The sequence below is a fragment of the Anatilimnocola aggregata genome (assembly GCF_007747655.1).
Classification (GTDB): Bacteria; Planctomycetota; Planctomycetia; order Pirellulales; family Pirellulaceae; genus Anatilimnocola; species Anatilimnocola aggregata.
On sequence record NZ_CP036274.1, the window covers coordinates 1,426,807 to 1,440,382 of the forward strand.

At 59.2% G+C, this 13,576-nt stretch carries 9 protein-coding genes; 3 read left to right on the forward strand and 6 right to left on the reverse strand.

What is annotated here, in order from left to right; translation table 11 throughout:
• Positions 1–61: 61 nt before the first annotated feature.
• The 3 genes from ETAA8_RS05540 to ETAA8_RS05550 all read right to left on the reverse strand — a co-directional run bounded on the left by ETAA8_RS05540 (position 62) and on the right by ETAA8_RS05550 (position 3,536).
• On the reverse strand, positions 62–1,813 hold the full coding sequence (locus tag ETAA8_RS05540; RefSeq protein WP_145086069.1) for a VWA domain-containing protein: 1,752 nt from the start codon (positions 1,811–1,813) through the stop codon (positions 62–64).
• Complete coding sequence (locus ETAA8_RS05545; RefSeq protein WP_145086073.1) at positions 1,804–3,111, reverse strand: vWA domain-containing protein; 1,308 nt, start codon at positions 3,109–3,111, stop codon at positions 1,804–1,806. Before ETAA8_RS05545 ends, ETAA8_RS05540 begins: the two co-directional genes overlap by 10 nt.
• Positions 3,112–3,287: 176 nt before the next feature.
• Positions 3,288–3,536, reverse strand: coding sequence for a hypothetical protein (locus tag ETAA8_RS05550; RefSeq protein ID WP_202921579.1), 249 nt, complete (start codon positions 3,534–3,536; stop codon positions 3,288–3,290).
• Between the two features lie 1,000 nt (positions 3,537–4,536).
• Between ETAA8_RS05550 and ETAA8_RS05555 the strand changes: the two genes are divergently transcribed.
• On the forward strand, positions 4,537–8,307 hold the full coding sequence (locus tag ETAA8_RS05555; RefSeq protein WP_145086075.1) for an Ig-like domain-containing protein: 3,771 nt from the start codon (positions 4,537–4,539) through the stop codon (positions 8,305–8,307).
• An 87-nt stretch (positions 8,308–8,394) separates the two neighbouring features.
• On the opposite strand, the gene ETAA8_RS05560 is transcribed toward ETAA8_RS05555, so the two are convergent.
• The 3 genes from ETAA8_RS05560 to ETAA8_RS05570 all read right to left on the reverse strand — a co-directional run bounded on the left by ETAA8_RS05560 (position 8,395) and on the right by ETAA8_RS05570 (position 11,051).
• A complete protein-coding gene (locus ETAA8_RS05560; protein ID WP_145086077.1) occupies positions 8,395–9,387 on the reverse strand; it encodes an amidohydrolase family protein in 993 nt (330 codons plus the stop codon).
• A 49-nt stretch (positions 9,388–9,436) separates the two neighbouring features.
• Entirely contained in the window at positions 9,437–10,564 is a 1,128-nt protein-coding gene (locus ETAA8_RS05565) for a GNAT family N-acetyltransferase (protein ID WP_145086080.1), read from the reverse strand.
• Positions 10,565–10,778: 214 nt separating this feature from the next.
• A complete protein-coding gene (locus tag ETAA8_RS05570; protein WP_145086083.1) occupies positions 10,779–11,051 on the reverse strand; it encodes a hypothetical protein in 273 nt (90 codons plus the stop codon).
• A 400-nt stretch (positions 11,052–11,451) separates the two neighbouring features.
• Between ETAA8_RS05570 and ETAA8_RS05575 the strand changes: the two genes are divergently transcribed.
• Both ETAA8_RS05575 and ETAA8_RS05580 read left to right on the forward strand, forming a co-directional pair.
• A complete protein-coding gene (locus ETAA8_RS05575; protein WP_202921580.1) occupies positions 11,452–12,957 on the forward strand; it encodes a hybrid sensor histidine kinase/response regulator in 1,506 nt (501 codons plus the stop codon).
• 177 nt (positions 12,958–13,134) lie between these two features.
• Entirely contained in the window at positions 13,135–13,488 is a 354-nt protein-coding gene (locus ETAA8_RS05580; RefSeq protein ID WP_145086088.1) for a hypothetical protein, read from the forward strand.
• Positions 13,489–13,576 lie beyond the last annotated feature (88 nt).

Sequence of the window (13,576 nt, forward strand, 5' to 3'; positions counted from 1 at the left end):
CACCAATCGCATTTCGCGGCTGCGATCTGCCCGGGATTGGAACAGTTCGACCGGCTGACTTCTACCCCCGTTTATCCCGCTCCTTGGCGCGCACCTCGCGCAGCTTTTTCAGCAGGCGGTCGGAATAGTCTTCGGCTTCGGCGGTGGGCACAGGCGGGGCGACTGAAGGAGCAATGGGTGCTGGTTCATTTGGCGCGGCCGCATTCGTCGCGACGTCCCCGCGCACCCGATCGACGGCTGCGGGCGATTCATCCGGTTGCGGTGGCAGCCAGGTAGGTGCAGTTCGCTCCCGCGCTTGGCGTTTGGTGGCTTGCAGCCGGGCGATTGCCGGAGTGGCGATCTCGGCGGTGGTCTTGGTCAGGCGCAGCTTGGCCAGTTGGGCGCTAATGACGTCCCAGGGAATTTGTAAGCGGCGATTGAGAATGTCGAAAAAGAAGAGGCAGGCGGCGATTAGCACCGTCGTTGGCCAGACGCCGGTGAGCGAACGACCGGGGGGGAGATCGCGGCGAAAATGATTCGCCTGAGTAAACTGGGACCACTGCTGCGAGTTCTCGGGCAAGCGCACCAGTTCACCAGGTTGGCCCCCGGCTGGTTTGATTGCAGCGAGCGAGGCGAGTAGGGACTCGTTCGTGGTGGTGTCGCGATACTCGGCCGAGTAAGGAATGTTGACGCCCGTGCGCAAAATCCCCATCCCCGGGCCGGGCTGAATGCCAAGCAGATAAGTGCCCGTTTTCTCCAGTGGCAAGCTCGCGCGATAGCGCCCCGGGCCGGTCTGCTCGAACGTTAGTTCTCCCTGCTCGTCGTTGTCGTCGCCGATTAGCGCGCCACCCATCGAGAGGTTATTGATGAAATCGCCCTGCGGCGTGACGGCCTGCACGTTCACATCCAACTGGCCATCGCGCATCTGCGTCGCGACGGTGAAGTTCCCTTGATCGAGCAGCGGACGCATCGACCAGCGAATCATCTGCACGAAGAACTTGTCGCGATCGCCCCAATCGGCCCAACTGCTGGCCCACCGCTGCCCGCTGTCGGTGGTGAAGGCGACCGTGCGACCCAGTCCGTAGGTCCAGGCCGCCAGGACGGTGTTGTTCGGCGCGCCGGGCAGCGGCGCGAGCAGCGGCGCTTCGACCAGCGGATTCTCTTTCAGCGTCGTGAGGACGTAACCGGTAATGGGCGGCATGCTCGGATCAATGCCTGTCATAATTTCGTGATGCTCGTTCTGCACCAGTTGCAGCCCGCTGTCACTTTCGAAGACCAGCGGCCGCATCACGCGGCGGGTCTCTTTCATGAAAATCTTGGGGATCGCTTTGGGATTATTCGCCTGGTAATACTTGCCGTCGCCACGCGTGGCGATCTCCTGCAGCAGCGACTTCGACGCATCGGCGCCCACGGCAACCGCGGTGGTGGTGATATCGCGCTTGCGCATGTCGGAGGACAACTTTTGATAGCCGCTGCCAGCGGTTTGGCCGTCGGTGAGGACGATCAGGTGCTTAACCGAAGCTTTCGACTTGAGGAGTTGCTCGTAGCCACGCTTGAGCCCTGTCTCCATGTTCGTGCCACCGCCGGGACCGATGCGCTTGATGCGATCCTTGATGCGATGAGCCCGGTCGCCGACCCGCTGCAGCGAAATCACTTCGTCGTGCCCGTCGTCGAACGCAATCACGCCGACTGAGTCGAGCGGGCCGAGCATGCCGACAGCTGCGATCGCAGCTGCTTTGCTTAGTTCCAGCTTTTCGCCGTTCATCGAACCCGACTTGTCGATCACCAGCATCAGCGCGCCAACGGCCGCGACCTTCGAGTTCTTTACCTGCAAATCGACAGGGAGCGCCTTTTCGAGTTCGGTATTGGCCCAGCCCCCGCGCCGAAACTTTCGGGCCCGCCAATCATTACCAGCCCAGCGCCCAATTGTTCGACATTCTTCACCAGCATGTTCACCTGCTCGTCGGTGAACTGCTGCAGTTCGTCGGCGAGCACGCCGGTGGTGCGCGGGACGTTGCCAAGCACCACGCAATCGAAGTTTTGCAACTCGCCCAGCGAACTAAAGAGGGCATTGGTGGGCTGAATGGTAACTTCCAACTCGTGCTTGCGAAGCAGATCGGCCAGACCGTCGAACTCCAGCGGGTTTTCGGAATTGACGATCAGCAGCACCCGGCCGCGCCCTTGCAAGTGCGTGAACGCAGCGGCGGCGTTGTTCTGTACGTAGTGGTCGAACTTCGCGTCGGCAGGGACGAACCGCGCTTCGTAAGTGTAGAAAGCGGTCTCGTCGAGTTGCTGCCGGAATTGAAACACCTGTTTGCCGGCGCGAAGCGTGACTTCCTCTTCACCCACTAGCTGCGTGTGCCCCGATGCGCGGCGCACAATGCTGAGCTTGCCACGAACCGTACTCGGCGGCGGTTTGCTGAACTGGCTGACCGGCGGCAGGCGATAGTCGACAACCACCTGCACGTCGAAGGCCTGGCCAATCCGCGCGCCAGTTGGCGCGGTAACCCGCTCGACGACAACATCTCCCTGCGGACCATGCGCGAGGGGTGCAACGTCGATGCCAATGCCAGCTGCAGCCAGATCGCGAGCTTCGCTCAGGGCATCGCCGACGTTTTGATTGCCGTCGCTAAGGATCACCACTCGCTTGGCTGCGCCGGCAGGAAACGAGGCTTTCGCCAATCGCATCGCGGCAGCCAGGTTCGTACGACTGTCGTCGACGGTGCTTTCGAGTTGCTTCGGCAGCGGGCCCGCGGGGGACGGCGCATGTTCGATCTGCGCTTGACTGCCAAAGACAATGACCCCGGCCTGGTCTTCAACAACAGTGTCGCGATGCTTCGCGACTGTGGAGCCGGCATATTCAAAGGCAGCCCGACGTTCGTCGGCGGCGACGCTGGTCGATTGATCGATCAGGAACAGGGCCACGATCCGCTGCGAAATGCGAACCAGTTGAATCTCGGCCAAGGCGCAGACGAGCAAGATCAGCAGTAACGAACGGAACGTCAGCGCCGTATAGAACCGCACGCGTCCCAAACCCGACAAGCTGCGCCAGCCCATGACCCAAATGGCCGGCAAGAGCATCAATAGCAGTAAGAACCAAGGTCGATCGAACGAAAGCTGCAACCACTGCATACACGAACTCCTGCCGCGGTCATTCGCGGGCCGGAATTCAGCGTATCACATCTGCGATGTGGCGGGTGAAGTTGCCACCGGGCCAATATCAGCCGCGCAAAAACAAACCCGTCGCAGGGACGGGCTTGGATGTTCGATTGGTTGATCGAGCGGTGTTCGCGGTACCGTATTGAGCACTAGGCCGAAGGACGGCGGAAGTGCTGGTAGGCGAGCAGGACTTCGTACAGATCATTCGAGATGGTGATTTCTTCGTCACCGAAATCATCGACCCAAGTGCGATTGCTGCGCACGGCATCGACAAGCAGCGGCAACACCTCGTCCAACGGGACCGAGACCGAATGACGGGGGGCGGGAAGCGTTTCCGTGGCAATTGCCAGCTGGGTCTCTTCCGGTCCGTAGTAGATGCGCAGGCGGTTCCGTGCCATGCTGAAAAATCCTTCCTTGAGCGTGAATCCGTTCGGGGGATGGTATCCGCAAGCGATCTGGCTTTGCCAGCAACTAAGTGCTGGCACGGCTACTCATCGAGCGCAATCCGTGCGACACATGGGACACCGCTTCTATTATCGACGCTTTGCCAGCAGCTTCTTAACAAAACCTGAAAGTTTGTTCGTGCCCGTGGAAACCTGGCACTGCCAGCACGGCCGGGGTCGGCGTGTTGGTTTACGGGCGAGTTCGGGTGGCCTGTTGACCGTGAACCGTCGGCCCGAAAAAAACCTGACCTGTGATTGCAGGATTCGCTCGTTTGGGGTCCGGAGGATTTTCGGGCCGTCGCCGACTGGGTGAAGATTGGGTCAACTCGCCCGAAAAACCTCCCGACCCCGGGCTGAATGATCACACCACGAATCCATTCGTATCAACCGTTCCTGCGAACGACTTCACAGGGGGAGTGAAAGTGCCGCTTTGCTTGCGCACGCTGCGGGTCTCCTTCCAAGGATTTGCTGCTTGTGACGCGCGAATACTGAAGTCGCATCAAGGGTTGTTACGACTGTCGATGGATGCCGCCGCGATAGGTGGTGCAGACTGGCCAGCCGAACCAGCAGCAGCGCGGGCGCAGGCTGCCATCTGAGCGCAATGGCACTGAATCATTCTTGAAAAGTTTCGCGCGAGATGGTTGCTATTCGCGAACTCGCTTCGTAGAAATCGGCAAGCTCGTCGCCGCTCGTTCGTAGCGGGTGCGAGGCACTGCGAGTTAACGCAGGCAATACCAGCGGGTATTGCAGACACGACTGCAGCGCAGGGAATTCAAAGCCGCCGCAGCCAGTGACCGCATGGACGCGAACCAGCAGACGGGTGGTTGCACTTGTTCACCAGCAACCGCGTCGTCGCACTCTCCTGAGACTCGTCGGCGCTTTGTCGCGCGGTGCCCAGGAGCCGGTTCGTCAATCGGGCAAATCTGCTTTGCCCATTTCTGGAAGGAACGTTTGCATGATGAAGAATTTGTTCTCGGGTCTGGGCGGGAAGTCCCCGTCGGATCGCGCGGCTCGCCAGGCGAGCAGGCGCCGCAACGGCCAGGATGTCAACCGCCGGAATTTTCTCCAGCTCGAATCGCTCGAGACGCGCTGGGCCTTGGCTACCGTGGCCACGGCAATGAACGACGTCTATCACACCCCCATCGATGCGCCGCTGACGATTAGTTCGCCCGGCGTACTGGCCAACGACATCAGTTCGGCAGGCCAGCCGATGTCGGCAGCGCTCTTCAGCGGACCAGCGCACGGCGAGTTGACGTTCAACCCCGATGGTTCGTTTGTCTACACTCCGGCAGCGGGCTTTGAAGGGATGGACAGTTTTGTCTATTCGGCTAGCGACGGGGAATCGAGCAGCCTGCTCGCGGCGGTGACGATCACCGTCAGCGAAGGGACCGAGCCAGTTTCGGCCGACGATGCCTATCTGCTGTCGGAAGATTCGTCGCTGACCATTCCCGGTGTAACGGGAGTGTTGGCGAATGACGCATCCGCCGTGGGAGCAACGGTGGAGTTGATCAGCGGGCCCGATAGCGGGGCACTGACGCTCGGCTCGGATGGCGGGTTCATCTATACGCCCGAACCGAACTTCTCGGGCGTGGTGAACTTCACCTATCAGGCGACGAATAGCAACGGCACCGGCAACATCTCGACCGTCACGCTGACGGTTGCCGCCGTGAACGATGAGCCCGTCGCAGCCAACGACTCCTTCACCATCGATGAAGATCAAACGCTCTCGGTTACCGAAAGCGTGCTGACGAACGATTCGGATATCGAAGGCTCGGCGCTGGCTCCGCAACTGGCCAGCCAACCGTTGCACGGCACGGTCTCCTTCAATGCCGACGGCACCTTCACTTATCAGCCCCACGCGGACTTCAACGGCATCGACGGGTTCAGCTACCTGGTGAATGACGGCCAAAGCAACAGCGAAGTGGCCACCGTCACCATCACGGTAAATCCGATCAACGATGCGCCGATTGCAGTAAACGACGAGTACTCGATTGACGAAGATCAGCCCTTGGAAGTGACCGGAACCGGCGTGCTGGGCAACGATTCGGATATCGATAACACCAGCCTGACGGCAACCATCGTGCAAGGACCGTTGCATGGCACGGTCACGCTCAATGCCGATGGTTCGTTCGTTTATACGCCCGCGCAGGATTTCTTCGGCGTTGATGGCTTCAGCTACACTGCTGGTGATGGCTCGCTAGCGAGCGATGTCGCCACGGTGACGATCAACGTCGCGCCGGTTAACGACTCGCCAGTGGCCGTCAACGATGAATACACCACGGCCGAAGACACCGAACTGGTGATCGAAGCGCCGGGCGTAATGTTGAACGATCTCGATCCCGATGGCGGCGAACTAACTGTCCAGATCGTTAGCCCGCCGCTACATGGCACCGTCACGCTCGGCGCCGATGGCCGCGTGGCTTATATGCCAACTGCGGATTATCACGGCCTCGATGGCTTCAGCTATACCGTCAGCGATGGCACGACGACCAGCGACGTGGCCACCGTGACCGTCAACATCACGCCGGTCAACGATGCACCGATCGCCGCGAACGACGAGTACAACGCCACCGAAGATACTCCGCTGGTCATCTCGACCGATGGCATTCTCGCCAACGATGGCGATGTCGATGGAGACGCGCTGACGGCGACCATCATCAGTCAACCGCAATACGGCACCGTCGCGCTCAATGCAGACGGCACGTTCAGCTATACACCGATCGCCGACTTCAGCGGCGTCGATGGCTTCAGCTACACGGTCAGCGATGGGAGTGCCACCAGCGATGTGGCAACCGTTACGCTGAATGCGGCACCGGTTAACGACACACCAGTCGGAGTGGCCGACGCTTACACGGTGGCCGAAGATGGTTCGCTCGATGTGGGCGAAGGAGGTGTGCTCGCGAACGATTCCGATGTCGATAGCGCGGATCTAACCGCCACGCTCGCGACGGGCCCCGCCAACGGTACGGTCAGTTTCAATGCCGATGGCACATTTGTTTACACTCCCAATGCTAACTTCAACGGTTCCGACTCCTTCACCTACAAGGTGAGCGACGGCGAACTGGAAAGCGGCGAAACGACCGTTTCGATTGAGGTAACGCCGGGAAACGATGTCCCGGTCGCATCTGCGGACGAATATGCGACCGACGAGAACCAGTCTTTAGAAATTTCTGCACCTGGCGTCCTTGGCAACGATTCGGACGTCGATGCTGATGCCCTGACTGCTGCCATTGTGAGCGGGCCCACCAACGGCACGCTCGAAATGGCCGCTGATGGCTCGTTTGTCTACACGCCCAATCCGGGCTTTGCGGGGAGCGACTCCTTCGTCTATGCGGCCAGCGATGGCACCGCAAATTCGGAAGCCATCGTCACCATCACGGTGAACGACGTCATTCAACCGCCGGCAACGAACTCCGATGCCTACAGCATGGGCGAAGACATGTCGCTGGAGATCGATGCGAGCTGGGGTGTGCTGGCGAATGACTTCGATCCTCAGAGCACGTCGATGACGGCCGAGATCGTTACCGAGCCCGAGCATGGGCAGTTGGTGCTTGAGGCGAGTGGAGCGTTTCAATATGTTCCCGATGCCGACTTCCACGGTACCGACTCGTTCACCTATCGCGCAGTGAATGCGGCGGGCGAAATGACCGAAGGGGTGGCGACGATCGTCGTCGAAGCGCTCAACGACGCGCCGCAAGCCATCGACGATGCGTTCACCGTGGCTGCTGGTTCGACGTTGCAGACGACGGTCGAAACGGGAGTGCAGGCCAACGACTGGGATGTCGACACCGATTCGGAGAGTACGCAGACCGGCAACATTCCCAGCGCCAACTTGCTGCAAGGTCCGCAGCACGGTTCGCTGGTCTTCAATGCCGATGGCTCGTTCACCTACACGCCGACGGCTGGATTCACCGGCACCGATAGCTTTGCCTATCAACTCAACGATGGCATTGCGAACAGCCAGGTCGCTCACGCGACGATCACCGTCACGGGCGAAAGTGGTGGCGGCGAAGTGGAAGTGAACGTCGCGCCGGTTAGTACGGCCGACGCTTACGCGACAACTGTCGATCAAACGTTGACGGTCAATTCGCCGGGAGTGCTGAGCAACGACAGCGATGCGAACGAGCATGCTCTCACCGCGCAGCTTGTCACCAATGCGACCAACGGCCAGGTGACGCTGGCCGGCGATGGTTCGTTTGTGTACGTGCCCAACGCCGGTTTTATCGGCAGCGATTCATTCACCTACTTTGCCCACGATGGCTCCCTGGCGAGTGAACCGGTCACCGTAACCTTGCAAGTGCAAGCAGCGGGGACGAACACGCGGCCCACCGTGAACAACGATCTGTACCTGGTCGCGGGCAACTCGCCGTTTTCCGTGACGGGCGCGGGAGTGCTCGCTAACGACAGCGATGCCCAAAACGACGCGCTGGTCGCCAACTTGTTTGCCGGACCGCAGCACGGGACGGTTGTGCTCAACAGCGATGGCGGTTTCACCTACACGCCCGAGGATGGGTATGTGGGAATGGACTCCTTCCTGTACTGGGCCTCGGATGGCCTGCTGGGGAGTTCGCTCGCTGCGGTCACGTTGCGAGTGACCGCGCCGGCAAGTGTGGAAGCGGAAGACGCATTCGCGACTCTTCCCCTTACACTCGACGATGGAAGTGCCGCCGATGAATTCAGTGCAGCCGTCGACTGCGTGCTGCTGACCAGCGATTGGCTGGCATAAGTCTCTTGGGGTTGGCAAGGTGCTGACCCAACCTGGGCGGACGGACGTGCATTTTGCCGCATGTTCCGTCCGCTTTTTTGCGCGCATTCAGAACCGTGCGTTCCACAGATCGGCAGAGTTCTCATAGAAGATGTCGAGTACTTGCGAGTCGGAAAGACCCGTTGCATAGCAGGCCACCTTCAACGTCCGCAGTGACTCCAAGGCGACAAGCGTGAATTGAACGTCGGCATACGGTGCCGCCAGATTTGTATTCGCGGGCGAAAGCCATAAAAAACTATCGCCAATCGCCACACAGCGGCCGCGCAGGTGCGAAACGGGAAAATCAGAGCCGTACAGTAGTTGCCGATGACCACAGGTTCGAATGATGGCTTCCAGCGCGCCGGCATCGGTGACCGCAGAAGTATCGAACCAGATGTTGCGCAGGTCGCGCAGCGCGTGAATGCCCGCCAGCGTATGCTGCGGGTTAAAGCCGCGAGCAGCGTGAGCGAGAATCATCCGGGCATTGGGAAACTGCCTTGCGTAGCGCTCGAGCGTCTCTTGATTCGCGCGATCGGCCAGCGCCCGCGAGCGGACGATGTGCAGCGTGATGGTGAGCCCCAGTTCGTGTGCCACCTGCATGTGCGCTGGGGTGAGAAAGTTCTCAATCAGCGCAGCAAAGGTCGGTTTGGTTGTGGCGAACAAGTGATAGGGCTTCAGTCCGACAAACCGCTGCTTCAGCACCTGCTCGCGCACGTAGTCGGCATCCATGGCGGGCGAGATGAGCAGCTGAGCTCGCGCGGCGCGGTGGTCGCATTCTTGCGCCAGAAAGTCATTCGTCGCGGCAAAGTCGACCGTAATCGCCGGAAAACCAAAGCAAGTGCCGCCGATCTGTCGGCCGGGCATCAGGTCGTTCATCTGCGATTGAAATTCACTCCAGTTCACCACTGCTGGCCCTTCGGCACACAAGGCGGGCGGCGCGCCTTGAAACTGCGACTGCTCGTAAAGATGCACGTGCGAGTCGAAAATCTTGGGCGGAACGAACGACTCCAATTCGTCATTCCACAGTTGGCGATCGCGCTCGGTCACTTGCCAATTGGTCATGATGATTTACCGTGGCCTGGGCTTCCAGCAGCGGGATCTCTTTATCGCGTCAGGCGAAGTCGCGGTCGTACATGCGGAAGATCTTGGTGAGGGTGCCGCCCCCTTTTTCGACCCCCATGCGCGCCACTTCATTATCCTCGCTAATCCAGGAGAACTCAGCTTCGGGAATTCCGCGGGCAATCGAGCGGGGCAATAAGTCCGACATCAGGACCATGCCCAGTCCCCAGCGCTGGAACTCGGGCATGACGTTGATGCTCAGAATGCGAATCCGCTGAAACGGCTTGCCAGTCCACAGCAGTTTGATGAAGCCGAAGGGAAACAAGTTCCCCTTGATCTCCTTGATCCGCGGGTTGTAATCGGGCAGCCCGATCATCGCCCCCACCACCTTCCCTTCCACTTCGACAATCGATACCAGATCGGGCAGGATCAACTGCTGCATCGAAGTGGCCATCTTGATCATTTCGCGCCGACTGGGGGGCGAGAAACCCCACATGGTCGTGAACGACAGGTTGTACAACTCGAAGAACGACAACACATCGTCCATGAAGCGTTTTTTGTTCAGCGGCCGAACCGTGGCCTGACAGCGCCGCTGAGCTTGTTCGGCCAAGGGTGCGATCATCTTTTGCAGTTGAGGAAACTGATCGCGATCGCCTTCATAGGCAAACAGGTCCTGAGACTTTCCATAGCCGTAACTTTCCCACAGCCGCGCATAATAGCTCGGGTTGTAAGTCATCATTAGTGTCGGCGGGCTATCGAAACCCTTCACTAGCAGGCCGCATTCATAATTCATCGAGGGATTCGCCGGACCACGCGCGCCGGTCATGCCGCGCTCGGCCAGCCAGTCGTCAGCAGTCCGAAATAGCGCGTGCGCCACTTCTTCATCGTCGATGCTTTCGAAAAAACCGACGAACCCGCGGCGATCTCCCTGCACGCGGTTGTGCGAGTGATTGACGATCGCCGCAATGTGGCCGACTACCTTCCCGGCTCGAGTTGCCAGAAAGGTCTGGATTTCGGCATCGTCATAAAACGGATGCTTCCGGTAGCCGAGCAGTTCCAGGTGATTCGCTTTCAGCGGTGGAACCCAATGTGGGTCGTCTTTATAGAGTTCCCATGAGAACGCCAGGAAGCGAGACTGATCGCGCCACGTGCGCACGGGGGTAACGACGACGGGATCCATGGGCAGGGACAACCAGTTTCAAGCGCGAAAGCTGAACTCGACACAAGCGCAGGGCGCCGCGTCACGCGATTAAACGAGCATAATTCGCACCACTTAAATTCACTAGCCCGCCAACCGAAATGGGCGTTTTGAGCGACTCATGTAGCTGTCGCCCCCTCGGCTCATTGGCATCAATCGTTGCAACTGGCGCTTCAGCGGGCGGGGCAGATAACCACTACATCCACGTCAAATAGACGGTGTTGTCTTTCGCCCCAAAGCCCACAATCATGGCCTGTCGCTCCGCGCAGCCGGGAAACTGCATCGTCACTGGTCGATTGAGCGTCCGCAGATTGTTCAGCTGGGCGAGCTTCTCGCTCGTCAGCACTTCGCCGTTGAATTTAATCACGACCGAATCGCTGCCGCCCCCATCCCAGGTTGCCAGGCCTGCGAAATCGTTCATGCGGACCAGGCCCGCATGCGCATTGATACCCGAGGAATCTGCCGACATGATGCGCACCCCAATCCCGATCGTGAATTTCGGGGCGAAAGGCTTCCGTAGAAAGGACCGCCGAAAAGTGTCCCCAAAGAGAATCGCTGCATCATTCGCCAGTGAATCGCTGGCGACAAGGCCTATTCTTTTGCCTTTGCCGTGAATTAATCGGGTAGGAACAGCGATTTCCTCACCGTTACCCCGCGAATGCGGTATACTCAGCAGCTACAAGCTGGCCGGATGGCCTTCTTTTCTTATTTGTTCGTCACCTGCAGTTTTGACGATCACCTAACCCAACCTGCCCATCCGCGCCACAGACGCTCTTGTCTGTGGCGATATCTCGATGCAGAAGGGTGGCGTAATGGATTCTGAGAATACACAGCTCTCAAATCAACAGCTGAGGTCGAAATTTGAACTCTTGGCCACAGATGCCACGGAGTACGCCGTTTTTCTCGTGGACCTCGACGGTCGGTTAATCTGTTGGAATGTGGGGGCCGAGCATTTGTTTGGCTATCAATCACCAGAAATTGTCGGGCAACACTTTTCCCGCTTCTTCACACCAGACGACATTCTCACCGGTCAGCCCGAATACGAACTGAAGACCGCTTTGGCAACGGGCCGGGTGGAAAGCAATCGCTGGCAGTTGCGAAAAGATGGCAGCCAGTTCTGGTGCCATGCCAATGTCACGCCCTTGCTGGACGAACACAAACAGACCCGGTCGTTCGCCCGCGTGATGCACGACCTGACAGAGAACGTCGCCGTGAAGACCCAGCGCGAGCGGGCCGACGGCCTGGCCGAAGCGAACCGCAACAAAGAAGAGTTCATGGCGCTCCTCTCGCATGAGCTGCGCAGTCCCCTTTCGCCCATTCGCAATGCCTTGAACATTCTGCGGCAGATGAAGACCAACGACCCACTCATCGAGCAGGCAGGGAACATCATCGACCGCCAGGTCGGCGTGATGGTGAAACTGGTGGACGACCTGCTCGACATCAGCCGCATCACCAAAGGCAAACTCCGGCTGACCAAGGAGCCCGTCGAGTTGCGAGTGGTCGTGAATAATGCTGCCGAGAGCGCGCGTACTTTCATCGATGCCCGCAAGCACGAGTTCTCGGTGTCGCTTCCTACTGCATCAATTTGGGTGGAAGCCGACCCCTTCCGCCTGGAACAGATCGTGGTCAATCTGCTCAACAATGCTGCCAAGTACACCTACACGGGCGGGCTCATTCGACTGTCGGTTGGCCAGGAAGGTGACGAGGCGGTCATTCGTGTGAAAGATAATGGAGTGGGGATTGCTCCGGCCTTGTTGCCGCACATCTTCGAATTGTTCACGCAAGTCGATGGCTCCCTGGGGCGATCGTACGGCGGCCTGGGAATTGGCCTGGCACTGGCGCGAAACCTGGTCGAGATGCACGACGGTAGATTGCAAGCCACCAGCGCTGGCCTGGGAACAGGGTGCGAGTTCACCGTCAAACTGCCGCTGCTGCACAACCATGCACTCCCCGCAGTCAAGACGATGTTGAAGCCGGGGCAACCCGCGGGCCAGTCGCTCCACATCTTGGTGGTGGAAGACAACGTCGATGCAGCCGATAGCTTGAGTCTGTTGTTGCGACTGCACGGTCACGAGGTTCAAGTCGCGCGCACTGGACCCTCGGCCATTGAAATGGCTGCGGCCGACCGGCCCGATCTGATTTTGCTCGATATCGGCTTGCCTGGCATGGATGGCTATCAAGTGGCCAAACACCTGCGCGAACTGCCCGATTTCGCGGGAGTGACAATCTGCGCGCTCACGGGCTTTACGCCCAGCGAAGCTGACCGCCAACGCCAGCACGAGACCGGCTTTAACCACTATTACATCAAGCCGCTCAGCCTCGAGATTCTGCTTGAGTTGTGCAAAACGATCGTACCTGCCAGTCCTCACGAGTGAGGCGAAATTGCTGCACAAAGAGACCCCAGCACCTGCTGTGCTGGGGCCAGGATTGTCTGAACGGGCAGAGTCCAGCCGCTCCCATCTAAAACATAGCTTACAAATGGGATTTAGCTCGCTGGGGCATGCTGCGATCGCCACTTCTCGCGCTATGGCTTGTTCTCACCGAGCGAAGAGATGAAGTGGTCGTACTTTGGTTGTTTCAATCAGCACGAGGCTGAGGAATACACCTCACTCGGTCACGGCTTTTTCGAGCGCGGGCCTGCTGTAACCGGTAGAATGTACTTTATGGCTGATTCCTCCGACCCCGATTCAATTAACCTGAAAACCGTCGAGGGTGCGTTATGCGTCACCTTCACGCCGTCGCTAACTAGCGAGCAACTAACCGAACTGATGCACGACACTGCGGAAAGTGGCAGTGTCCGGATGCACTCGATTGCGAAGTACATTCTGCTCCTGGCGAAATCGTGGGGGCGAGAGGTTGTGCTCGATCCTTGCCCGCCCTATCCAGTGCCCAAAGCTCAAGGGTAATCGTTGGCCCCGTCACTCTGGTGAGACCGTTTCGTGCGTGGGTCATAGATTGAAGCATAGTCGTTCAATCGGGCACTACCTCCCCTCC